Annotated in this window: 24 protein-coding genes; 12 read left to right on the top strand and 12 right to left on the bottom strand. The window is 68.4% G+C overall.

Going from position 1 to position 20507, the window contains the following annotated elements:
- The first annotated feature begins 74 nt into the window (after window positions 1-74).
- Window positions 75-1280 (top strand): NnrS family protein, encoded by a 1206-nt coding sequence (locus I3K84_RS00760; RefSeq protein ID WP_123676044.1) that lies wholly within the window; start codon window positions 75-77, stop codon window positions 1278-1280.
- Window positions 1281-1349: 69 nt separating this feature from the next.
- Window positions 1350-1649 (top strand): DUF2249 domain-containing protein, encoded by a 300-nt coding sequence (locus I3K84_RS00755; protein ID WP_011806004.1) that lies wholly within the window; start codon window positions 1350-1352, stop codon window positions 1647-1649.
- A 67-nt stretch (window positions 1650-1716) separates the two neighbouring features.
- On the opposite strand, the gene sufT is transcribed toward I3K84_RS00755, so the two are convergent.
- The 7 genes from sufT to I3K84_RS00720 all read right to left on the bottom strand — a co-directional run bounded on the left by sufT (window position 1717) and on the right by I3K84_RS00720 (window position 8479).
- Window positions 1717-2274 (bottom strand): putative Fe-S cluster assembly protein SufT, encoded by a 558-nt coding sequence (gene sufT, locus I3K84_RS00750; RefSeq protein WP_015913741.1) that lies wholly within the window; start codon window positions 2272-2274, stop codon window positions 1717-1719.
- Complete coding sequence (gene sufU / locus I3K84_RS00745; RefSeq protein ID WP_172207386.1) at window positions 2271-2756, bottom strand: Fe-S cluster assembly sulfur transfer protein SufU; 486 nt, start codon at window positions 2754-2756, stop codon at window positions 2271-2273. The genes sufT and sufU overlap by 4 nt, the downstream gene beginning before the upstream one ends.
- Complete coding sequence (locus tag I3K84_RS00740; RefSeq protein WP_196995309.1) at window positions 2753-4018, bottom strand: aminotransferase class V-fold PLP-dependent enzyme; 1266 nt, start codon at window positions 4016-4018, stop codon at window positions 2753-2755. Before I3K84_RS00740 ends, sufU begins: the two co-directional genes overlap by 4 nt.
- Window positions 4011-5258 carry a SufD family Fe-S cluster assembly protein gene (locus tag I3K84_RS00735; RefSeq protein WP_196995308.1) on the bottom strand — a complete coding sequence of 416 codons (1248 nt, stop codon included), beginning with the start codon at window positions 5256-5258 and terminating at the stop codon, window positions 4011-4013. Before I3K84_RS00735 ends, I3K84_RS00740 begins: the two co-directional genes overlap by 8 nt.
- A gap of 4 nt (window positions 5259-5262) precedes the next feature.
- Window positions 5263-6033, bottom strand: coding sequence for a Fe-S cluster assembly ATPase SufC (sufC, locus tag I3K84_RS00730; protein ID WP_196995307.1), 771 nt, complete (start codon window positions 6031-6033; stop codon window positions 5263-5265).
- A gap of 80 nt (window positions 6034-6113) precedes the next feature.
- Window positions 6114-7607, bottom strand: coding sequence for a Fe-S cluster assembly protein SufB (gene sufB, locus I3K84_RS00725; RefSeq protein ID WP_231403380.1), 1494 nt, complete (start codon window positions 7605-7607; stop codon window positions 6114-6116).
- A 152-nt stretch (window positions 7608-7759) separates the two neighbouring features.
- Window positions 7760-8479, bottom strand: a complete 720-nt coding sequence (locus I3K84_RS00720; protein ID WP_196995306.1) for a helix-turn-helix transcriptional regulator — start codon at window positions 8477-8479, stop codon at window positions 7760-7762.
- A gap of 108 nt (window positions 8480-8587) precedes the next feature.
- On the opposite strand from I3K84_RS00720, the gene I3K84_RS00715 reads away from it, so the two are divergent.
- From I3K84_RS00715 to murI, 10 genes are all read left to right on the top strand, one after another.
- Complete coding sequence (locus I3K84_RS00715; protein WP_196995305.1) at window positions 8588-8941, top strand: NIPSNAP family protein; 354 nt, start codon at window positions 8588-8590, stop codon at window positions 8939-8941.
- Window positions 8938-9342, top strand: coding sequence for an antibiotic biosynthesis monooxygenase (locus tag I3K84_RS00710; protein ID WP_196995304.1), 405 nt, complete (start codon window positions 8938-8940; stop codon window positions 9340-9342). Before I3K84_RS00715 ends, I3K84_RS00710 begins: the two co-directional genes overlap by 4 nt.
- A gap of 129 nt (window positions 9343-9471) precedes the next feature.
- Window positions 9472-9684 carry a 30S ribosomal protein S21 gene (gene rpsU, locus I3K84_RS00705; RefSeq protein WP_007833691.1) on the top strand — a complete coding sequence of 71 codons (213 nt, stop codon included), beginning with the start codon at window positions 9472-9474 and terminating at the stop codon, window positions 9682-9684.
- Between the two features lie 97 nt (window positions 9685-9781).
- Window positions 9782-10243 (top strand): GatB/YqeY domain-containing protein, encoded by a 462-nt coding sequence (locus I3K84_RS00700; RefSeq protein ID WP_103738030.1) that lies wholly within the window; start codon window positions 9782-9784, stop codon window positions 10241-10243.
- 337 nt (window positions 10244-10580) lie between these two features.
- The gene (locus I3K84_RS00695; RefSeq protein ID WP_196995303.1) at window positions 10581-11675 is read left to right on the top strand and encodes a tartrate dehydrogenase; all 1095 of its coding nucleotides are present in this window, start codon (window positions 10581-10583) and stop codon (window positions 11673-11675) included.
- A 202-nt stretch (window positions 11676-11877) separates the two neighbouring features.
- Complete coding sequence (locus I3K84_RS00690) at window positions 11878-12150, top strand: metal/formaldehyde-sensitive transcriptional repressor (RefSeq protein ID WP_015913751.1); 273 nt, start codon at window positions 11878-11880, stop codon at window positions 12148-12150.
- Window positions 12147-13130: a CDF family Co(II)/Ni(II) efflux transporter DmeF gene (gene dmeF, locus I3K84_RS00685; RefSeq protein WP_196995302.1), complete on the top strand. Its 984-nt coding sequence runs from the start codon at window positions 12147-12149 to the stop codon at window positions 13128-13130. Before I3K84_RS00690 ends, dmeF begins: the two co-directional genes overlap by 4 nt.
- A gap of 11 nt (window positions 13131-13141) precedes the next feature.
- Entirely contained in the window at window positions 13142-13786 is a 645-nt protein-coding gene (locus I3K84_RS00680; RefSeq protein WP_196995301.1) for a DUF938 domain-containing protein, read from the top strand.
- A gap of 25 nt (window positions 13787-13811) precedes the next feature.
- A complete protein-coding gene (locus I3K84_RS00675; RefSeq protein ID WP_196995300.1) occupies window positions 13812-14243 on the top strand; it encodes a GFA family protein in 432 nt (143 codons plus the stop codon).
- 371 nt (window positions 14244-14614) lie between these two features.
- Window positions 14615-15490, top strand: a complete 876-nt coding sequence (gene murI, locus I3K84_RS00670; protein WP_196995299.1) for a glutamate racemase — start codon at window positions 14615-14617, stop codon at window positions 15488-15490.
- A 67-nt stretch (window positions 15491-15557) separates the two neighbouring features.
- Here the strand turns inward: murI and I3K84_RS00665 are convergent, their stop codons facing one another.
- The 5 genes from I3K84_RS00665 to I3K84_RS00645 all read right to left on the bottom strand — a co-directional run bounded on the left by I3K84_RS00665 (window position 15558) and on the right by I3K84_RS00645 (window position 20407).
- Complete coding sequence (locus tag I3K84_RS00665; RefSeq protein WP_047350544.1) at window positions 15558-16073, bottom strand: M48 family metallopeptidase; 516 nt, start codon at window positions 16071-16073, stop codon at window positions 15558-15560.
- Window positions 16074-16139: 66 nt separating this feature from the next.
- Window positions 16140-17126 (bottom strand): tripartite tricarboxylate transporter substrate binding protein, encoded by a 987-nt coding sequence (locus tag I3K84_RS00660; RefSeq protein WP_041836343.1) that lies wholly within the window; start codon window positions 17124-17126, stop codon window positions 16140-16142.
- Window positions 17127-17176: 50 nt separating this feature from the next.
- A complete protein-coding gene (locus I3K84_RS00655) occupies window positions 17177-18178 on the bottom strand; it encodes a tripartite tricarboxylate transporter substrate binding protein (protein WP_196995298.1) in 1002 nt (333 codons plus the stop codon).
- 37 nt (window positions 18179-18215) lie between these two features.
- Entirely contained in the window at window positions 18216-19190 is a 975-nt protein-coding gene (locus I3K84_RS00650) for a hydroxymethylglutaryl-CoA lyase (RefSeq protein WP_047350517.1), read from the bottom strand.
- Window positions 19187-20407, bottom strand: coding sequence for a CaiB/BaiF CoA-transferase family protein (locus I3K84_RS00645; RefSeq protein WP_196995297.1), 1221 nt, complete (start codon window positions 20405-20407; stop codon window positions 19187-19189). Before I3K84_RS00645 ends, I3K84_RS00650 begins: the two co-directional genes overlap by 4 nt.
- Window positions 20408-20507: the final 100 nt, after the last annotated feature.

Raw genomic sequence — 20507 nt, 5'->3', positions numbered from 1 at the left:
GCGCGAATTTCTGGCCGATTTTTAATATTCATGTAAAATGAATCTTAAGAAAACCGCCCTGCCAAAGGCCCGCCATGTCCCTGCCCCCGCTCGTCTCCGCCTCCCGCCCGGCCCAGTCCGCCGCTCCGCTGCACGGCTGGCCTTTGCTGCGACTGGGGTTTCGGCCCTTCTACCTGGGCACGGCCCTGCTGGCCTGTCTGGCGGTGCCGCTGTGGATAGCGATCTTTCTGGGCCGCATCCAGGTGCCGTTGCCGATGTCACCTTTGCTGTGGCACGCGCACGAGATGCTGTTCGGCTTCGCCGCAGGCGTGGTGGTGGGCTTTCTGCTCACCGCCGTCAAGGCCTGGACCGGCCTGGAGACGGCCCGCGGTCCGCTGCTGGGCGCGCTGGCCCTGCTGTGGCTGGCCGCGCGGCTGGCTTCGCTGGTGGCGCCCTACGCCGTCTATGCCACGCTGGACATGCTGCTGCTGCCGGCCGTGGCCGCCGTGCTGCTGCGCGTGCTGATCAAGGCCGGCAACAAGCGCAACATTCCGCTGATCTGCCTGCTGCTGCTGATGGCTGCGGCCAACCTGGTGTTCCATCTTTCGGTGCTGGGCATCGTGGCGGTGCCGGCCGTGAGCGCGCTGTATGCCGAGCTGGCGCTGATCCTCATGGTGGTGAGCGTGATCACCGGCCGCGTGGTGCCCATGTTCACGCGCAACGTGACGCCCGGCCTGGTCATCAACATGCCGCGCAAGTTCGAGCTGTCGCTGCTGGCCGTCACGGCCGTGGCGCTGGCGCTGTGGGTGTTCGCAGCGCCCGCGCCGGTGGTGCTGGTGGCCAGCCTCGCGGCGGGTGTGATGCATGCGGTGCGGCTGTGGAAGTGGCATCCGCAGGTCACGTTCAAGCGCCCCATCCTCTGGATCCTGCACGCTTCGTACGCATGGCTGCCCCTGGGCTTCGTGCTGCTGGCGCTGGCGCAACTGGGCTGGGTCGTGCCGTCGCTGGCCGTGCATGCCTTTGCCGTGGGCGTGATCGGCGGGCTGATCATCGGCATGGTCACGCGCACCGCGCGCGGCCATACGGGCCGGCCGCTGCAGCCCTCGCGCGGCGAAGTGGTGGCCTATGCCCTGGTGATGCTGGCCGCCGTGCTGCGCGTGCTGGTGCCCGCCGTGCAACCCGCGTGGTACGCCTATGCGCTGGAAGGCGCCGCCTGCCTGTGGGCCATCGCCTTCGCGATCTACCTCGTGATCTACACACCCTGGCTGATGCGCACCCGTCTGGACGGCAAGGACGGCTGATGCCGGCCCATGCCTCACAACTGCAAGCTCCCTCCCCCCTTTTTTTACACACACCCGAAAGGTTGAACCATGAGCAACACCGTTTCCGTGATCGACGTACGCACCATCGCTCCTTATGAGCGCCATGCGCAAATCTTTGGCCGCCTGGACGCGCTGGGCGCGGGCGAGTCGCTGCAGATCGTGAACGACCACGACCCCGTGCCGCTGCGCATGCAACTGGAAGGCCGCGCACCCGGCCAGTTCCAGTGGGCGTACCTGGAGGCAGGCCCCCGACAGTGGCAGATCGAAATCACCAAGCTGGCATCCAAGACCCAGGCTGCCGCAGAGGCTGAAGACTCCTGCTGCTCGGGCGGTGCCTGCTGCGGCTGATCGGCGAAGCCACTCAACCAAAGCAAAAGGGGCAGGTATCACCTGCCCCTTTTTGATCGTCCCTGCTTCACAGCCCCAGCGCCAGCTGCGCCTCCTCGCTCATCATGGAGCGGTCCCAGGGCGGGTCAAACACCAGATTCACCGTGATCTCGCCCACGCGCGGCAGGGCCAGCAGCTTGTCGCACACCTCGTCGGCAATCGCTTCGCCCATGCCGCAGCCGGGGGCGGTGAGCGTCATGTCCACCAGCGCGCGCACCTTGTGGGCATCGTCGGGCAAGGGCTCGAAAGCCAGCCGGTACACCAGGCCCAGGTCCACGATGTTCACCGGGATCTCCGGGTCGTAGCAGGTGCGCAGCGTCTCCCACACCAGCGGCTCCAGTTCCTCGATGGGCAGGTCCGCGGGCGCAGTGATAGTCTCGGGCGGCGTCTTGCCGATGGCGTCGGCATCCACACCCTTCAGCCGCATGAGCTGGCCTTCGACCAGCAGCGTGAAGGAAGAACCCAGCGCCTGCGTGATCTGCGCCAGTTGCCCGGCCTCCAGTTCGATCGGCTCGCCGCTGGGAATCGCCTCCACGGTCACGTTGCGGCGCACCAGCACATCCTCGCGATGGCGGCGGTAGGTCATGCGGGCTCCTCCTCAGTACTTACGCTCTGGCCGTTGCCGTTGCCGTTGTCGGCAATCGCATGCATCAGCGCATGCCAGCCCAGCAGGGCGCACTTGATGCGGCTGGGGTACTGGCGCACGCCGGCCAGGCTGACCAGCTTGCCCAGCGGGGCATCCTCAGGGGCTTCTTCCCCCGTCAGCACCGCACGAAAGTGCTGCTGCAGCGCCTGCGCGGCGGCAACCTCCTTGCCCTTCACGGCCTCGGTCATCATCGAGGTGGAGGCCATGCAGATCGCGCAGCCCTGGCCGGTGAAGCGGATGTCCTGCACGCGCCCTTCCTGCAGCTGCAGTTCCACGGCAATGCGGTCGCCACACGACGGGTTGGTGCCCTGCGCCTGGTGCGTAGGCTGCGGCAGATGGCCGAAGTTGCGCGGTGCGCGCTTGTGCTCCAACACCACTTCCTGGTACAGCTCGTTCTCGGCGTTGCCGGTGAATCCAGTCATCGCATGACCTCCAGCGCCTGTGCCACGCCGGCGATCAAGCGCTCGACCTCCTCATGGCTGTTGTACAGCGCGAACGATGCGCGCGTGGTCGGCCCCATCCCCAGGTGCTCCTGCAGCGGCTGTGCGCAGTGGTGGCCCGTGCGCACGGCGATGCCGCGCTCGTCCAGCAGCGTGCCGATGTCGTGCGGGTGCACGTCGCGCGCCACGAACGACACCAGCGACGCCTGCGTGGCATGCGGGGCGAGCACCGTCACCCCCTCCAGTGCCGACAAGCCCGCCAGCGCCTGCGCGCGCAGGGCCTGCACGTGCAGGTCAATGGCCTCTCGGCCAATACCATCGATGAAGCGCGCCGCCGCCGCCAGGCCCACGGCCCCGGCCACGTTGGGCGTGCCGCCTTCCAGCCGCGCGGGCAGCGCCGCATAGCCCGCAGCGGTGTAGCTCACCCACTCCACCATGTCGCCACCCAGGCGCAGCGGGTACAACCGCTCCAGCGCGTCGCGCCGGCCGGCCAGTGCGCCGGTGCCCATGGGCCCGTACATCTTGTGGCCGGAGAAGGCCATGAAGTCCGCCTCCAGCTCCGCCAGAGCGGGCATGGCATGGCCCACCGCCTGCGCGGCATCCAGCACCGTGAGGGCGCCGGCCGCGCGTGCCATGGCCAGCAGTGCCTCATACGGAGGACGCTCGCCCGTGGCATTGGCGCACGCCGTGAGTGCCAGCACGCGGGTGTTGGGTGTGAGCAATGGCGTCAGATCGGCCTCATGCACGCGCCCCTGCGCGTCGGGTTTGAGAACGACCAGTTCCGCCCCGCTCATGCGCGCGGCCTGCTGCCAGGGCACCAGGTTGGCATGGTGCTCCAGCCCGCTCACGATGATGCGGTCGCCGGGGCGCAGCCAGGCCTTGCCCGGCCCGGCGGCCCACAACCCTTGGGCCACGAGGTTCAGCGCCTCGGTCGTGCCGCTGGTGAAGACCAGTTCATGCTGCGTGCCCGCGCCGATGAAGCGCTTGAGCGTGGCACGCGCCTCTTCAAAGGCGTCGGTGGCGCGCTGGCTCAGCGTGTGCACGCCGCGGTGAATGTTGGCGCGGTCATGGCGTTCGAAGCGCTGCATGGCTTCCTGCACCGCCAGCGGCATCTGCGTGGTGGCGGCGTTGTCCAGATAGGCCAGCGGCTGGCCGTGGATGCGCTGCGCCAGCACCGGAAACTGCGCGCGCAGTGCCTGCACCGGCAGGCCACCGGTGTGCAACAAAGGATGTGGTTTACCCATGGTGTGCCTCCTCGGCTGTGGGCTGCAGCCGGGCGATCGCACCGGCCAGCCAGCCGCTCTGCAGCCACTGCGCCAGCATGCCGTCCCCCTCGGCCCCCAGGCATCGATCAAGCAACGCTTGGGCCATGCCTTCGATGATGAGCGCGCGCGCAGCCGCGTCATCCAACCCGCGCTGGCGGGCGTAGAACAGCGCATCCTCGGGCAACGCGCCCCAGGTAGCGCCGTGCGCGGCCTGCACGTTGTCGTGCAGGATCTCCAGGTGCGGGCGCAGGATCAAACGTGGCTGGCCCGCCAGCGGCACGCCGGCCAGGCGCTGGCGCACATCGGCCCCGTCGCTGCCGGGCGCGATGCGCGTATAGGCATTCGCCACCGCGTGGGCGCGGCCCTGGGCCAGGGCCAGGGTCTCGACCTGGCTCACGGCCTGTGCAGCTTGCAGGTCGGTGTACGTCTGCTGGTCCAGCTTGCCGTCCGCCAACAGCAGCAACGCGGCCTGCCGCGCGCTGGCGCCCGCGCCCTGCAGCGTGATGTGGCTGCGTTGCAGGTGGTAGCTGGCGCCCGTGGCAACCAGCGCCTGGGCATAAGCGGCACCTGACGCCACATGGACCTGCAGGTGGTGCGCCACGCGGTCGTCGGCCAACGGCGCAGCGACGCGCAGGTGCTGTAGCCGTGCCCCCTGCGCCAGACGGATGTGGGCGTGCAGGTTTTGCGCCACGGCCGACAGACCGTCTGCGGCAGGCCGCTCATGGGTTTCGATCAGAACGCACTGCACGCCGGCTTCCACGTCCAGCACCAGCAAGGGCGCCTCGGCCGCGGCGCCGGGCTGGTGGTGCAGCTCCAGGCGCACGGGCTCGCGCTCACGGCCCGGCGTGGCGGCCACGCGCAGGCGCAGGCCCCGGCGGCACAGGGCGCGGTGCGCCCAGGTGAAGGGGGCAGCAGCCCCATCCCCACTGCCGGACTCTGGCGACGGCAGCCCTGCCATCAACTCGGCGCGCTGCGCCGGGTCCAGGGCATCCAGCCAACGCGCCTGGACGCTGGTGGCCGCCTGTGCGTGGGGCAGGCGCAGCGTCCAGCCCGCACCCGCGGGCAACGAGGCCTCATCGACGACCCCGGCCTGCGTTCCCAGCCAGTCCTGCAGCGCGGGCGGGGGCAGGTGGTGAAAGGCTTCGCTGCGCCGGGCAATCCAGCCCTGCGTCTGCAGGCGCTCGCGCGCGGCGTGCATGTCGGCTTGTGCGCTGTTCATGGTGTCATGCCTCCGCCGTGGCCGGTTGGTGCGCAAAGCCCGTACGGGCGATGCGCCGCGCCAGTTCCACGTCGCCCGTCTCGGCGATACGGCCCTGGTCCAGGCGCAGCACGGTGTCGGGCTGCAGCTGCTCGATCAGGTGCAGGTAGTGCGATACGACGATGAAGGCCGTGCCCTGTTCGCGCAGTTTCTGCACCAACGCGACCACGGCGCGCACGCCGTCCACGTCCATGCCCGAGTCGATTTCGTCCAGCAGCGCCAGGCGCGGTTGCAGCAGCGCCAGTTGCAGCAGTTCGTTGCGCTTGCGCTCGCCGCCGGAAAAACCTTCGTTCACCGGGCGGCCCAGCATGGCCTGTGGCAACCCCAGTTCCTGGGCGGTCTGCTTGGCGCTGGCCAGGAAGTCGAACGCGTCCAGCGGCTGCTGGCCGCGCGCCTCGTGCACGGCATTCAGCGCTGTGCGGATGAACAGATTGTTCTTCACGCCGGGCACATCGGGCGGCGACTGGAAGGACACGAACAGCCCCGCGCGGGCGCGCTCATGCGCCGGCAGCTGCAGCAGGTCCTGCCCGTCCAGCAGCGCCTGGCCGTCCTGCACCTGGTAACTCGGGTGGCCGGCCAGCGCCATGCCCAGCGTGCTCTTGCCGCTGCCGTTGGCGCCCATCAGCACGACGAGCGCGCCGGCGGGTACGTCCAGCGAGACCGATTGCAGCACGGTGCGCTCGCCAACGCGCACACGCAGGTCGCGCACTTGCAGCAAAGGAGTGGTGGAGGTCATGGGGGTTTCCTATTAATTTGATAGCTATTCGCGCTGGATGGATAAGGGCTGGATGCCGTTTTTATTCAAATCTTGTGATCTCAGCCCACCGCGCCTTCCAGCGACACGGCAAGCAGCGCCTTGGCTTCCAGCGCGAATTCCATGGGCAACTCTTCCAGCACCGCCTGGCAAAAGCCGCCGACGATGAGGGCCGTGGCCTCCTGCGGGTCGATGCCGCGCTGCTGGCAATAGAACAGGCGCTCCTCCGAAATGCGCGTGGTGGTGGCCTCGTGCTCCAGCACGGCATCGCTGCGCGCGGTGTCCACGTAAGGGAAGGTGTGGGCGCCGCAGTCGGGCCCGATGAGCAGCGAGTCGCACTGCGTGTGGTTGCGCGCGCCGGCGGCGCCGGGGTTCACGCGCACCAGGCCGCGGTAGCTGTTGTGCGCGTGGCCCGCGCTGATGCCCTTGGAGACGATGCGGCTGGTGGTGTTCTTGCCCAGGTGGATCATCTTGGTGCCGGTATCCGCCTGCTGGAAGTGGTTGGACACGGCGATGGAGTGGAACTCGCCGTTCGATTCGTCGCCGCGCAGCACCACGCTGGGGTACTTCCAGGTGATGGCCGAGCCGGTCTCGATCTGCGTCCAGGCGATGCGCGAGCGCCTGCCGGCCGCCAGGCCGCGCTTGGTCACGAAGTTGTAGATGCCGCCCACGCCGTTCTCGTCGCCGGGGTACCAGTTCTGCACCGTGGAGTATTTGATGAACGCGTCGTCGTGCGCGATCAACTCCACCACGGCGGCGTGCAACTGGTTCTCGTCGCGCTGCGGGGCGGTGCAGCCCTCCAGATAGCTGACCGAACTACCCTCCTCGGCAATGATCAGCGTGCGCTCGAACTGCCCCGTGTTCTGCGCGTTGATGCGGAAGTAGGACGACAGCTCCATGGGGCACTTCACACCCTTGGGAATGTAGACAAAGGAGCCATCGGAAAACACCGCCGAGTTCAGCGCGGCGTAGAAGTTGTCGCCCTGCGGCACCACGGTCCCCAGGTATTTCTCGACCAGATCCGGATGGTTCTGCACCGCATGCGAGAACGAGCAGAAGATCACACCCACTTCGGCCAACTGCTCGCGGAAGGTGGTGCCCACCGAGACCGAGTCGAACACCGCATCCACCGCCACGCCGGCCAGGCGGGCGCGCTCGTGCAGCGGCACGTTGAGCTTCTCGTAGGTCTCCAGCAGTTTCGGGTCCACCTCGTCCAGGCTCTTGGGTGCGTTCTTGAGCGACTTGGGTGCCGAGTAGTAGCTCAGCGCCTGAAAATCGATGGGCTCGATCTTCAGGTGCGCCCAGTCGGGCAGCTCCATCGCACGCCAGCGCTCAAACGCCGCCAGCCGCCAGTCCAGCAAAAACTGCGGCTCGCGCTTCTTGCGCGAGATGGCGCGGATGGTGTCCTCGTCCAGGCCCGGCGGCAGGGAATCGGACTCGACGTCGGTGACGAAACCATGCTGGTACGGACGCTGCAGCGCCTGCTCCAGTGCGGGCGCCTGCGACGCCTCGCGACCGGCGACGGGCGCGTCGAGGATGGCGGGTTGTGAGGACATGACCGTGGGGCGGAGTTTTTAATATTCATATGTTATGAATCTTTTAAAAATCCGCCAAACCCGCATGCGGTCCCTGCACCCGCATCAGGGGTTTACCGGCTCGCCGCTTCGGGCGGGCAGCGGCTTGCCGTCAGGCCAGCGCATCACCCGAGTCAGCCGGTCACCTCGCCCCAGCGCACCACGCCCAGCCAGTTGCGCAGCGCCACCACGCCGGGCGGCGTGATCTCCAGCGCGCGCGATGCCTGCGCGCGCCGCAACCAGCCGCGCTCCAGGCAATGCACGCACAGCAGCGCACCCAGACGCCCGGCCATGTGGGGACGGCGCTCGCTCCAGTCCAGACAGGGCCGGCATGGCGGTCGCCGCGCGGCGCCTGCGGCCAGTGCGTCCTGCGCGGCCAGCCCCAGCGGTGCCAGCACAGCCTGCGCCCGGCCGGTCACCCGCCCACCCGCATCGTCATCGAAGACGATGGCGCCCTCCTCCAACAGGTGCGCGGCGATGGCCACGCCCAGGCGGCCGGCAATATGGTCATAGCAGGTACGCGCCTGGCGCAGCGCCGCGTCGCGCGGGCCCACGACCACGGGCCGCGACACCGTCGCCTGCCGCACGGCCAGCTGCATCAGCCCTTCCAGCAAATGCGCCACCTCGGGCGAAGCCAGGCGGTGGTACCGATGGCGCCCCTGGCGTTCCAGCACCAGCAGCCCGGCCTCCACCAACAGGCTCAGGTGGCGGCTGGCCGTGGCGGCAGACACGCGCCCAGCCTCGGCCAATTCACGTGCCGTGAGGGCGCGACCGTCCATCAGCGCGACCAGCATGGCGGTGCGTGCCGGCTCGCCCACCAGGGCCGCGACATGCGCAATCTGGTTGGTGTTCATGCGCGCAGTGTGCCGCAGCCAGCCCGGCGCACGCTTCGCTCCAGGACGAAACATCGGCCGTGCGACGGCCGGCACCATGGACGCATCCACCCACCACAGGAGCACGCCATGCCCATCACCTGTTTCATCCGCTACGAGATCGACCCTTTCCAGCGCGAGGCCTTCCGCGCCTATGCCGAAGCCTGGGGGCGCATCATCCCGCGCTGCGGCGGCCACCTGCTGGGCTACTTTCTGCCCAGCGAGGGCACCAATTACGAGGCCTGGGGCCTGATCGCCTTCGCCAGCCTGGCCGACTACGAGGCCTACCGCGCCCGGCTCAAGGCCGACCCCGAGGGCCGCGCCAACTTCGAGATGGCGCAGCGCCAGCGCTTCATCCTGCGCGAGGAACGCAGCTTCACCGAGGCGGTGGCGGGCACCCTCGCGCGCCCCGCATTGCCCACCACCACGCAGGCCCAGCCATGATCGCCGTCATCTTTGAAGTGCAGCCGAGCAGCAACGGCCGCCAGGCCTACCTGGACCTGGCGGCGGACCTGCGCGCCGCGCTGCAGGCCATCGACGGCTTCATTTCCGTGGAGCGCTTCGAGAGCCTGTCCACGCCCGGCAAGCTGCTGTCGCTGAGCTTCTGGCGCGACGAAGAGGCCGTGGCCCGCTGGCGCGCGTTGCCGCAGCACCGCCAGGCCCAGGCGACGGGCCGCGCAGGCGTGTTTGCCGACTACCGGCTGCGCGTGGCCACCGTGCAGCGCGACTACGGCCTGCATGCACGTGACCAGGCACCCGCCGACTCACGTGCCTGCCATGCGCCGCGGACTGTGCCCAACCCCGCGCCGGACAGCCGCTTGCCCGGCAGCGCAGAGCCGTTATAATGCTCGGCTCTGCTGGCATGACCCCGTCGGCCGGATACTAGTTACAGACGGGGAAAACCGCCGTATATGGCTTTTGGGCCCGATCTTCCCGAAAACCCGCTAGCGGCACCTATTGGAAAACATTAGCTAATGACGACCATTCGTGTAAAAGAAAACGAACCCTTTGACGTGGCCCTGCGCCGCTTCAAGCGCACCATCGAAAAGCTGGGTCTGCTGACCGACCTGCGCGCCCGTGAGTTCTACGAGAAGCCCACCGCCGAGCGCAAGCGCAAGAAGGCTGCCGCCGTGAAGCGCCACTACAAGCGCGTGCGCAGCATGCAGCTGCCCAAGAAGCTGTACTAAGCACAGCCCGGCGTTGATACCAGACGCCACAAAACCCGCGCTAGGGACGCCAAGCGCGGGTTTTTTGTTTTCTACACCGTTTGACTGGAGAAACACCATGAGCCTCAAGGACCAGATCACCGAAGACATGAAAACCGCCATGCGCGCCAAGGACAGCGAGCGCCTGGGCACCATCCGCCTGCTGCAGGCCGCCATGAAGCAAAAGGAAGTGGACGAGCGCATCACGCTGGATGACGCGGCCATCGTGGCCATCGTGGACAAGCTGATCAAGCAGCGCAAGGACAGCATCACCGCCTTCGAGGGCGCGGGCCGCCAGGACCTGGCCGACAAGGAAAAGGCCGAAATGGCCGTGCTGCAGGCCTACCTGCCCGAACGCATGTCGGCCGACGAAGTGGCTACCGCAGTGAAGGCCATCGTGGCCGAAGTCGGCGCAGAACTGGGCAAGACGGTGGGCCCCGGCGACATGGGCAAGGTGATGGGGGTGGTCAAGACCCGCCTGGCCGGCAAGGCCGACATGGGCCAGGTGTCGGCCGCCGTGAAGGCCGCGCTGAGCAGTTAATTGCCACTATGCTATTCATAGCTGCTCGCGCTTGATGTGTCTCGATCACAGACCCATTTGGCATTGAGTTCATTCGCTGGCAAGCGCTGGTAGCTATCGTTTTTGCTGCGCCGCACACGCCCCGCTCAACAGCCGCTCGGACACCCACAGACCTGGCTGCTGGCAGACCGCTGGGCTGCGCGGGGCGCGGCCCCCGTACTGGGCGTCCCCCCGCCATTCCGTGCGCAGCGGCAAACGTCCTGCCAACGTCACGAAAGACGCAGACACGGGCGCGCACATTGAACGGACACTCTCCTCGGTGAACAATGGCGGGCTTACATCGTTTGAAAAGCCACCCATGCAGCAGCAACGCACCCACAAGATCGCCGTGATCGCCGGAGACGGCATCGGCAAGGAAGTCATGCCCGAAGGCCTGCGCGCCGTGCAGGCCGCCGCCCGGCGCTTCGGTCTGAACCTGGAACTGCACACCTTCGACTGGGCGCATTGCGAGTATTACGCCCGGCACGGCCAGATGATGCCCGACGACTGGAAGTCGCAGCTGTCGGGCATGGACGCCATCTTCTTCGGCGCCGTAGGCTGGCCGGCGACCGTACCCGATCACATCTCGCTGTGGGGTTCGCTGCTGAAGTTCCGCCGCGAGTTCGACCAGTACATCAACCTGCGCCCCGTGCGCCTGTTCGAGGGCGTGCCCTGCCCGCTGGCCGGCCGCAAGCCCGGCGATATCGACTACCTCGTGGTGCGCGAGAACACCGAGGGCGAATACACGTCGCTGGGCGGCATCATGTACGAGGGAACGGACCGCGAGATCGTGATCCAGGAGTCGGTCTACTCGCGCCACGGCGCCAACCGCCTGCTGAAGTTCGCCTTCGACCTGGCGCAAAGCCGCCCGCGCAAGCACGTGACGCTGGCCACCAAAAGCAACGGCATCGCCATCAGCATGCCCTGGTGGGACCAGCGCGCCGACGATGTCGCCAAGGGCTACCCCGAAGTCACGCTGGACAAGCAGCACATCGACATCCTCACCGCGCGCTTCGTGCTGCAGCCGGGGCGCTTCGACGTGGTGGCCGCCACCAACCTGTTCGGCGACATCCTCTCCGACCTGGGGCCCGCCACCACCGGCACCATCGGCCTGGCGCCATCGGCCAACCTGAACCCCGACCGCACGTTCCCCAGCCTGTTCGAGCCCGTGCACGGCTCGGCGCCCGACATCTACGGCCAGAACATCGCCAACCCGATCGCCATGATCTGGTCCGGTGCGCTGATGCTGGACTTCCTGACCCACGGCCAAGGCGCGGGGCGGCAGGCCCACGATGCCATCGTTGCGGCCATCGAAGAGATCATCAAAAGCGGCCCGCGCACGCCAGACCTGGGCGGTGCGGCAAGCACCACGCAAGTGGGCGAGGCCATCGCCGCGCGCATCGCGCACGGGTAACCCCGCCCGCAGGGCGCAGCATGTTTCCGTCAACGGACTTACGCTATTGATTAAATAGCATGCAGCGCTTGTCCATCAAGCGCTGTAGCCAATTTCTGCAACATATTGCGCAAGCGCCCGCTGCGCGCGATGGCCGCATTCCCGCCGCGGTCCGCACGGCCGGGTTAGTATAGCCCCCCACACTATATTTTCGAGTCATTCCATGTCCCACACCCACGGGCAAAAAGACAAGCTGATCGCACGCGTGCGGCGCATCAAGGGCCAGATGGAGGGCATCGAGCGCGCCCTGGAGGGTGACGCCGCGTGCGCGGAAGTGCTGCGGCAGCTCGCTTCGGCACGCGGCGCCATGAATGGTCTGACCACCGAAGTCATGCTGGGCCACCTGCAGGCTCATGTGGTGGACGCCGGCACCGATGCCGAGCGCCGCACCGGCGGCGAAGAAATGATGGACATCCTGCGCTCGTACCTGAAATGACTTCCTCCACCCTGCACACCGCGGGCGCGGCGCCCGCACCCTTCCCCGCCGACCATCACCACGTCTTCCTGGGCGCAGAGCACCAGCGCAACGAGCGGCGCGTGTGGCTCGTGATCGCGCTGACGGCCAGCATGATGGTCGCCGAGATCCTGGCGGGCAAGCTGTACGGTTCGATGGCCCTGGTGGCCGACGGGTGGCACATGTCCACGCACGCCGGTGCCATGCTGATCACGGCGCTGGCCTATGGGTATGCACGCCGCCATGCGGCCAACCCACGCTTCTCGTTCGGCACCGGCAAGATGGGCGACCTGGCCGGCTTCGCCAGCGCCGTGGTGCTAGCCATCGTGGCGCTGCTCATCGCGTGGGAGAGCTTCCTGCGGCTGACCGACCCCGTGCCCATCCGCTTCGAGCAGGCGATCGCCGTGGCGGTGATCGGCCTGGTGGTGAACCTGGTGTCCGCCCGGCTGCTGCATGGCGGACATGGGCACCACCACCATGGCCACGATCACGGGCACGACCATCACCACGCCGACCACGACCACGATCACGGCCACCATGGCCACGACAACAACCTGCGCGCGGCGTACCTGCATGTGCTGGCCGACGCGCTGACCTCCGTGCTGGCCATCGCGGCGCTGCTCGTGGGGCGCAGCTACGGCTGGCTCTGGGCCGACCCGGCCATGGGCGTGGTGGGCGCGCTGGTGATCGCCCGCTGGTCCTGGGGGTTGATCCGTGACGCCGGCAGCGTGCTGCTGGATGCGCCGGCGGAAGGGCCGCAGGTCCGCCAGGAGATCGAGGACATCCTCGCCGCCACGGGCGACACGCTGAAAGACCTGCACGTCTGGCAGGTCGGCCCGGGCCATTTTGCTGCCATCATCTCCGTCGCCTCGGCCACGCCGCAGCCCGCGCAACACTACAAGGCCCTGCTGCTGCCGGTGCACGAGCTGTCGCACGTCACCGTGGAAGTACAGGCGCTTTGAGCACACATGCCATGAGTCACCCTCCCCTGCCGTTTTCCCAGGCCTGCGAAAACAACCAGGCGCCCATCTTCGCCGTGCTGCAGCAAGCCTTTGCCGACCGGCGCCATGTGCTGGAGGTGGGTTCGGGCACGGGCCAGCACAGCGTGTATTTCGCGCCGCGCCTGCCCCACTTGGTGTGGCAGACCAGCGACCTGGCGGACAACCACGCGGGCATACGCGCCTGGCATGCGCAGCACCCGGCCCCCAACCTGCGCCCGCCGCTGCTGCTGGACCTGGCGCACAGCGATTGGCCGCAGGGCGAGCCTGACAGCGGGCCGTTCGACGCGGTATTCAGCAGCAACACCGCGCACATCGTGGCCTGGCCGCTGGTGCAGCGGCTGTTCGCGCTGGCCGGTGCCCACCTGCCTGGCGGCGGCGTGCTGGCGCTGTACGGCCCCTTCAACTACGGCGGAACCTACACCAGTGACAGCAACCGCGCCTTTGATGCCTGGCTGCACCAGCGCGACCCGCACAGCGGCATCCGCCACTTCGAGGACATCGTGGCGCTAGCGGCACAGCACGGCCTCGCGCTCGCGCACGACCACGCCATGCCTGCGAACAACCGGCTGCTGGTGTTTCACCGCACGGCCGCCCCGGCGGAGCCTGCCGTAGAGTGACGCCAACATCCCCTCGCCGTCTGCCATGAACCCATCCGAGCCGCTGCACCACGGCGCCTGCCTCTGCCAGGGCGTGCGCTTCACGATCCGCGGGCCGCTGGCCCCGATCCAGATCTGCCACTGCGCGCAGTGCCGCCGCGCGCAGGGCAGCGCGTTTGCTGCCAACCTGCCGGTGAACGTGGATCGGCTGCAGTTCCAGGCCGGCCAGGACCTGCTGCGGCGCTTCGAGTCCTCCCCCGGCAAGCGGCGCGTGTTCTGCGGCATCTGCGGCTCGCCGGTATTCAGCGAGCGCGACAGTCTGCCCGGCGTGGTGCGCATCCGCGCAGGCCTGCTGGACGAGCCCGTGGCCGCGGCGCCGGCATTCCACATGCATGTGGCCTCGCGCTGCAGCTGGTGGCCCCTCCAGGACGATCTACCCCAGCACCCGCAGGGGTACGTACTGCCCGGCGCGGCCTAGGGCCTGTTCACACTATTTTTGCCAGATGCGTTGCGATCAAAAAGAGCCAGGCGCAAGGCGCCAAACGAAGCTGGGGTGCTACCCCAGCGAGGCTTGGCAACGCCGCGAATGGCCCTTTTTGATCGCAACCCGGAGGGAACGGAGTGAGAACCGCGCCACGCGTCGTTGCCCTCCTAGCCAAGGCCCCGGCCTTGGCGTCGTCACGCGCCTAGGTTGGCGCGGTTTTCACGCCATTCGCACTGGCAAAAATAGTGTGAACAGGCCCTAGAGCGCACCCCTGCAGCCCGGCCGCCGCACGGGCATACTGGAGGCCCGTGCGGCGCCGGCCCCTCCTGGCGGTGCCCTTCCCCCGATTTCTTGCCACGCCTTCCATGACATCGCCCCTTGCCGCCCGTCCCATTGGTGTGTTCGACAGCGGCATTGGCGGCCTGAGCGTGCTGCAGGCGCTGCGCCACGAACTGCCGCACGAGCATTTCGTCTACCTGGCCGACAGCGGCAACGCTCCCTATGGGGACGCCAAGGGCGACGCCTTCGTGCAGCAGCGCACGCTGGCCATCGCCCGCTGGCTGCGCGAACACCACGGCATCAAGGCGCTGGTGGTGGCCTGCAACACGGCCACCGCCGCCGCGGTGGAACAACTGCGCGCCGCCCTGCCCGACCTGCCCGCCATCGGGGTGGAGCCGGCGCTCAAGCCCGCCGCCGCCAGCAGCCAGACGCACCACGTGGGCGTGCTGGCCACGCGCGGCACGGTGGGCAGCGCGCGCTTTCAGCGCCTGCGCGATGGGCATTCGGCCGGCACGCGCTTTTCGGTGCAGCCTTGCGACGGCCTGGCGCGCGCCATCGAGCAAAGCACCGAGGAGCCGCTGCCCGCCGCCGCACCCATGGCAAAAATAGAAGCGCTTTGCGTCCAGTACACGGGTGCGCTGGGCACGTTTGGCTTGAAAACGGGCGAGATCGACACGCTGGTGCTGGGCTGCACCCACTACGTGTTCGCCAAGGACATGCTGCGCGCCCTGGTGGGGCCGGATGTGCAGATCATTGACACAGGTGCGCCCGTGGCGCGCCAGACCCGGCGCATCCTCGACCAGACCCACGCCCTCGCACCCGAGCACGCGGTGGATGGCGCGCCCGCCGCGCCGGGGCATATCCAGCTCTACACCACCGGCCAGTTGGCCGCGCTGCAGTCGGCAGCCGAACGCTGGCTACAGTTGCCCGCGCAGTACTGCACGGCGCTGCAGATCGACTGAGATTTAAGCCAAAACGGGCTGCACCGCTTATCTATCAAGCGCTGGCAGCTATTTTTTCAATAGCATTTCACCACAGCAGCTCACCGCCCGCGTCCAGGTGCGTGAGGTACAGGCGCAGGTCGAACTCGAACTGGTGGTACTGCGGCTCCATGTGGGTGCACAGCTGGTAGAAGGCCTTGCCATGGTCTTTCTCGCGCAGGTGGGCCAGCTCGTGCACGACGATCATGCGCAGGAACTCGTCGGGCGTTTGCTTGAACAGCGCGGCCACGCGGATCTCATGCCGCGCCGCCAGCCGCCCGCCCTGCACCCGCGTGCGGTGGGTGTGCAGCCCCAGCGCATGGCGCACCACGTGGATCTTGCTGTCGAACAGCACCTTGTTCACCGTGCCCGCGTTGCGCAGGTGGCGCGCCTTGAATTCCTGGGCGTAGTCGTACAGCGCCTTGTCGCTGCGCACCGCGTGCCCCTCGGGGTACTTGCGCTGCAGCAGCGCGCCCAGCTGGCCCTGCGCCAGCAGCGCATGGGCCTGGGCCTGCAGCGCGGGCGCGTAGGCCCGCAGGTAGGGCAGATCGAGAGGGGCTGTCATCAGGGCGCCGGGCAGCGGCACCGGGCGTGCCGCCGCATTCCAAAGGGCGCCCAGTGTAGGGCGGATTTATTCCGCCTCGATCTTGGAGCTCTTGATCACGCCCGCCCAGTTGGCGAAGTCGCTCTTCACGCGCTCGCCCAGCTGCTGCGGGCCCTGGTAGTCGGCCGCGGCACCCTGTTCCTGCGCCTTCTTGCGGAAGGCCGGGTCTTCCACCACCTTCTTCATGTCGGCGGCCAGCTTGTCGATGACCGGCTTGGGCACGCCTGCGGGCGCAAATAGCGCGAACCACGAGGTGGCGTTCACGCCCGGGTAGCCGGCCTCGGCCGTGGTGGGGGCGTCGGGCAGGCTGGCCAGGCGCTCCTTACCCGTGACGGCCAGCACGCGCAGCTTGCCGGACTGGATGTGGGGCATGAACGGCGGAGCGGTGCCGAAGGTCAAGTCCACCTGGCCGCCCAGCAGGTCCTGCAGCGCGGGGCCCGTGCCCTTGTAGGGCACGTGCACCATCTTGATGCCGCCCTGCTGCTCCAGCATGGCGCCGGTCACGTGCTGCAGCGAGCCGTTGCCCGACGAGGCGTAGTTGAGCTTGCCGGGGTTGGCCTTGGCGTAGGCCACCAGCTCGGCCAGGGTCTTCACCGGCAGGCCGTCGCGCACCACGATGATCTGCGGCGCCGAGATCACGTTGGCGATGGGCTGAAAATCCTTCTGATCCCACTGCGGTGCCTTGGTGAGATGGGGCGAGATCACGTGGTAGCCCGAGTACTGCATGAGCAGCGTGTAGCCATCGGGCTCGGCGCGCTTGACGATGTTGGCCGCGATGGCGCCGTTGCCGCCACCCTTGTTGTCCACCACCACCGACTGGCCCAGCACCGGCGCCAGCGCCTGCGCGGCCATGCGGGCCGAGATGTCGGTGGTGCCGCCGGCGGCGGCCGGCACGACGAAGGTCACCGTGCGCGACGGGTAGCCGCCCTGCGCCCAGGCCGTGGACAGCGCCAGCGGCGCCAAAGCGGCCAGCGCCAGTGCGCCGAAATGTTTGCGTGTGATGCGCGTGGTCATCATGGGTCGTGTCTCCTTGTTGAAAGTTGTGCGAAATCGGGATGGAAGAATCAGTCCACGGTGGCGCCGGTGTCCTTGACCACGCGCGCCCACTTGGGCAGGTCGGACTGCACCAGCGCACCTAGCTGGGCAGACGTGCCCTTGAACGGCTCGCAGCCCACGACGGCGAGCTTGTCCACCACATCCTTGTGGTCCAGCGCGCGTGCCACTTCGGCCTGCAGCCGCTCGACGATGGGCGCGGGCGTGCCCGCCGGGGCGAACATGGCGTACCACGGTGCCTGGGCGAAGCCCTTGAGCGTCTCGCCGATGGTGGGCACGTCGGGCAGCGCGGCGACGCGCTTTTCGTTCACCACGCCCAACACCTTGAGCTTGCCCGCCTTGATGAAGGCGATCGACGAGGGCAGGCTCTGCACGGACAGCGGCACCTGCCCGCCCGCCACGTCGGTGGCGGCCGCCGCCGAGCCCTTGTAGGGAATGTGCTGCAGCTGGATGCCCGCGGCCTTTTGCAGCAGCTCACCGATCAGGTGGTTGAGCGTGCCGTTGCCAGCCGAGGCGATGGCGTACTTGCCGGGGCTGGCCTTGGCCAGCCGGATCAGGTCCGCCACGTTGTTGCCCGGAAACGAAGGATGCGCCACCAGCACATAGCCGGCGGTGGCGACGGGCGCCACGGGCTCAAAATCCTTGACGGCGTCGAACCCCGGGTTCTTGTAGAGCGCCGGGCCGATCACGTGCGCGCTGTCGGCCGTGACCAGCAGCGTGTAGCCATCGTGCTTGGAGCGCGCCAGGGCCGCCGTGGCCAGCGTGCCGCCCGCGCCGGGGCGGTTGTCCACCACCACGCTCTGGCCCATCTGCTCGCCCAGGCGCTGCGCCAGCACGCGCGCAATCGCGTCGTTGGCGCCGCCCGCGGCCTGCGGCACCACCAGGGTGATGGGCTTGGAGGGGTACTTGTCCTGCGCGGCGGCGCCCAGGGGCGCGGTGCACAGCAGTGCGCCCACAGCGGCCCCAAAGGCCAGCGCGGCCCTGCGGCCGTGGGATGCAGTGGTCAAAGGCATGGGGTTGTCTCCTGTCGTTATGGATGTGCGGTGAAAGCTACCGCGCCAGCGCGCGCTCGCGGATTGCGTCGAAGCCGGCCGGCACCGGATGCAGGTCCAGCCGGCACCCCGCCTTCACGATCTGGCTGGGCACCTCGTGGCCGATCAGCGCGGGCAGGCGGGCCGCAGTGGCAATCAGCGCCGGCAGATCAATGCCCGTGTCGTAACCCATGAGCTGCAGCGCATGCACCACTTCTTCGGTGCATACATTGCCCGTGGCACCCGGCGCATAGGGACAGCCGCCCAGGCCGCCCAGCGATGCGTCAAAGCGCTGCGCCCCCGCATCGATGGCCGCCAGCACATTGGCCAGGCCCATGCCGCGCGTGTTGTGGAAGTGCAGCGTGAAGGCCATGCCCGGCCAGCGCGCGCGCGCAGCGGCCACCACCTGCCCCACCTGCGTGGGAAAGGCCATGCCCGTGGTGTCGCACAGCGTGATGCCCGCAACGCCCAGGTCGGCGAAGCGCTGCACATGGTCCCATACGGCGTCCAGCGCCACGTCGCCCTCCATGGGGCAACCGAACACGCACGACAGCGACACGTTCACCGGCACCTGCGCCGCCTGCGCCATGGTGATCACCTGTGCCAGTGCCGCGAACGACTGCGCGCGCGTCATGCGCAGGTTGGCGAGGTTGTGCGTCTCGCTGACGGACATGACCAGGTTCAGCTCGTCGGTGCGCGACTCGATGGCGCGTTCCGCGCCGCGCGCGTTGGGCACGAGCGCGGTGTAGGTCACGCCGGGGCGGCGCTCGATCTCGCGCATCACCACCTCGGCGTCGCGCAGCGCGGGGATGGCCGTGGGCGAGGTGAACGAGGTCACCTCGATCTTGGACAGGCCCGCGTGGGACAGTGCATTCACGAGCGCGATCTTGTCCTCGGTCGGCACGAACTGCGCCTCCATCTGCAGGCCGTCGCGCAGGCCCACGTCACACAGCTCGATGCGCCGCCCGGCGCCGTTCCACACGCTGGTCGTCATTGGATCACTCCCTTGCTGCGCAGCAGCGCGATCTGCTCGGCCGTCAGCCCCGCCTCGGCCAGCACGGCATCGGTGTCGTCCCCCAGGCGCGGCGCGCTGGTACGGATGGTGCCCGGCGTGGCCGAGAGCTTGGGCACGATGCCCGGCACCTGCAGCTCGTAGCCGTCGCGCGTGCGCTGCGTGAGCAGCATGTCGCGCGCCTGGTAGTGCGGGTCCTCGGCGATGTCCTTGGCGGTATAGACCTTGCCCGCGGGCACGCGCGCCGCGGCCAGCAGCTCCATCACCTGCGCCACGGTGCGCTCGGTGGTCCAGCGGCCAATGGCCGCGTCGATCTCGGCCACGCGCGCCACGCGGCCGGCGTTGTCGGCCAGCTGCGGGTCATCGGCCAGATCCTGGCGGCCGATGGTGGCCATCAGGCGCTTGAAGATGCTGTCGCCATTGCCGGCCACCAGCACCCAGCCGTCCTGGCAGGGGTAGGCGTTGCTCGGCGCGATGCCCGGCAGTGCGCTGCCCGCGGCCTCGCGCACGGCGCCAAAGGCGCTGTACTCGGGGATCAGGCTTTCCATGCAGTTGAACACCGCCTCATGCAGCGCCACGTCGATCACCTGGCCTGCGCCGCCGTTCACCTTGCGGTGGTACAGCGCCATCATCACGCCGATGGCGCCGTGCAGCGCGGCCAGCGTGTCGCCGATCGACACGCCCACGCGCACCGGCACGCGGCCCGGCTCGGCCGTGAGGTGGCGCAGGCCGCCCATGGCCTCGCCGATCACGCCGAAGCCCGGCAGGTCGCGATAGGGGCCGGTCTGCCCGTAGCCCGAGATGCGCAGGATGACCAGGCCCGGGTTGAGGGCGTGCAGCGCCTCGGGCGACAGGCCCCAGCCCTCCAGCGTGCCGGGACGGAAGTTCTCGATGAGCACGTCGGCTTCGGCAATCAGGCGGCGCGCAATGTCCTGCGCCTCGGCCTGGCGCAGGTCCAACGCCACCGACTTCTTGTTGCGCGACTGCACCTGCCACCACACGGAGGTTCCCTCCTTGATGAGGCGCCAGTTGCGCAGGGGGTCGCCCGCGCCCACGGCCTCGATCTTCACCACATCGGCGCCGAACTCGCCCAATGTCTTGCCGCAGAACGGCCCGGCGATGAGCTGGCCCATTTCGATCACGCGCACGCCGGCCAGTGCCGCGGGCGTGGGGGCAGCGGTGTTGTACTTGGGGGTCATATGTCTCCTGCAATCCAGGCGGCATGATGCGGCGCCCCGGCCGGGCCGCAAAACGCTCAAGCGCGAAGCTGCCATCGCAAACCGGCATGGCCCGCCGCCG

The organism is Diaphorobacter sp. JS3051, assembly GCF_015832135.1.
GTDB classification, from domain to species: Bacteria; Pseudomonadota; Gammaproteobacteria; order Burkholderiales; family Burkholderiaceae_C; genus Diaphorobacter; species Diaphorobacter nitroreducens.
Note: the sequence above shows the minus strand (reverse complement) of the source record. Positions and strands in the feature narration are given on the sequence as shown.

What these genes read in the sequence shown, in the direction of transcription:
- sufT (WP_015913741.1), bottom strand. Translation starts at nt 2,274, where the DNA reads ATGACCTACCGCCGCCATCGCGAGGATGTGCTGGTGCGCCGCAACGTG.
- I3K84_RS00700 (WP_103738030.1), top strand. Translation starts at nt 9,782, where the DNA reads ATGAGCCTCAAGGACCAGATCACCGAAGACATGAAAACCGCCATGCGC.
- I3K84_RS00715 (WP_196995305.1), top strand. Translation starts at nt 8,588, where the DNA reads ATGCCCATCACCTGTTTCATCCGCTACGAGATCGACCCTTTCCAGCGC.
- I3K84_RS00740 (WP_196995309.1), bottom strand. Translation starts at nt 4,018, where the DNA reads ATGGGTAAACCACATCCTTTGTTGCACACCGGTGGCCTGCCGGTGCAG.
- I3K84_RS00645 (WP_196995297.1), bottom strand. Translation starts at nt 20,407, where the DNA reads ATGACCCCCAAGTACAACACCGCTGCCCCCACGCCCGCGGCACTGGCC.
- I3K84_RS00695 (WP_196995303.1), top strand. Translation starts at nt 10,581, where the DNA reads ATGCAGCAGCAACGCACCCACAAGATCGCCGTGATCGCCGGAGACGGC.
- sufU (WP_172207386.1), bottom strand. Translation starts at nt 2,756, where the DNA reads ATGACTGGATTCACCGGCAACGCCGAGAACGAGCTGTACCAGGAAGTG.
- I3K84_RS00655 (WP_196995298.1), bottom strand. Translation starts at nt 18,178, where the DNA reads ATGCCTTTGACCACTGCATCCCACGGCCGCAGGGCCGCGCTGGCCTTT.
- sufB (WP_231403380.1), bottom strand. Translation starts at nt 7,607, where the DNA reads ATGTCCTCACAACCCGCCATCCTCGACGCGCCCGTCGCCGGTCGCGAG.
- I3K84_RS00650 (WP_047350517.1), bottom strand. Translation starts at nt 19,190, where the DNA reads ATGACGACCAGCGTGTGGAACGGCGCCGGGCGGCGCATCGAGCTGTGT.
- rpsU (WP_007833691.1), top strand. Translation starts at nt 9,472, where the DNA reads ATGACGACCATTCGTGTAAAAGAAAACGAACCCTTTGACGTGGCCCTG.
- I3K84_RS00660 (WP_041836343.1), bottom strand. Translation starts at nt 17,126, where the DNA reads ATGACCACGCGCATCACACGCAAACATTTCGGCGCACTGGCGCTGGCC.
- I3K84_RS00675 (WP_196995300.1), top strand. Translation starts at nt 13,812, where the DNA reads ATGAACCCATCCGAGCCGCTGCACCACGGCGCCTGCCTCTGCCAGGGC.
- sufC (WP_196995307.1), bottom strand. Translation starts at nt 6,033, where the DNA reads ATGACCTCCACCACTCCTTTGCTGCAAGTGCGCGACCTGCGTGTGCGC.
- I3K84_RS00760 (WP_123676044.1), top strand. Translation starts at nt 75, where the DNA reads ATGTCCCTGCCCCCGCTCGTCTCCGCCTCCCGCCCGGCCCAGTCCGCC.
- I3K84_RS00735 (WP_196995308.1), bottom strand. Translation starts at nt 5,258, where the DNA reads ATGAACAGCGCACAAGCCGACATGCACGCCGCGCGCGAGCGCCTGCAG.
- I3K84_RS00710 (WP_196995304.1), top strand. Translation starts at nt 8,938, where the DNA reads ATGATCGCCGTCATCTTTGAAGTGCAGCCGAGCAGCAACGGCCGCCAG.
- dmeF (WP_196995302.1), top strand. Translation starts at nt 12,147, where the DNA reads ATGACTTCCTCCACCCTGCACACCGCGGGCGCGGCGCCCGCACCCTTC.
- I3K84_RS00665 (WP_047350544.1), bottom strand. Translation starts at nt 16,073, where the DNA reads ATGACAGCCCCTCTCGATCTGCCCTACCTGCGGGCCTACGCGCCCGCG.
- I3K84_RS00720 (WP_196995306.1), bottom strand. Translation starts at nt 8,479, where the DNA reads ATGAACACCAACCAGATTGCGCATGTCGCGGCCCTGGTGGGCGAGCCG.
- murI (WP_196995299.1), top strand. Translation starts at nt 14,615, where the DNA reads ATGACATCGCCCCTTGCCGCCCGTCCCATTGGTGTGTTCGACAGCGGC.
- I3K84_RS00690 (WP_015913751.1), top strand. Translation starts at nt 11,878, where the DNA reads ATGTCCCACACCCACGGGCAAAAAGACAAGCTGATCGCACGCGTGCGG.
- I3K84_RS00680 (WP_196995301.1), top strand. Translation starts at nt 13,142, where the DNA reads ATGAGTCACCCTCCCCTGCCGTTTTCCCAGGCCTGCGAAAACAACCAG.
- I3K84_RS00755 (WP_011806004.1), top strand. Translation starts at nt 1,350, where the DNA reads ATGAGCAACACCGTTTCCGTGATCGACGTACGCACCATCGCTCCTTAT.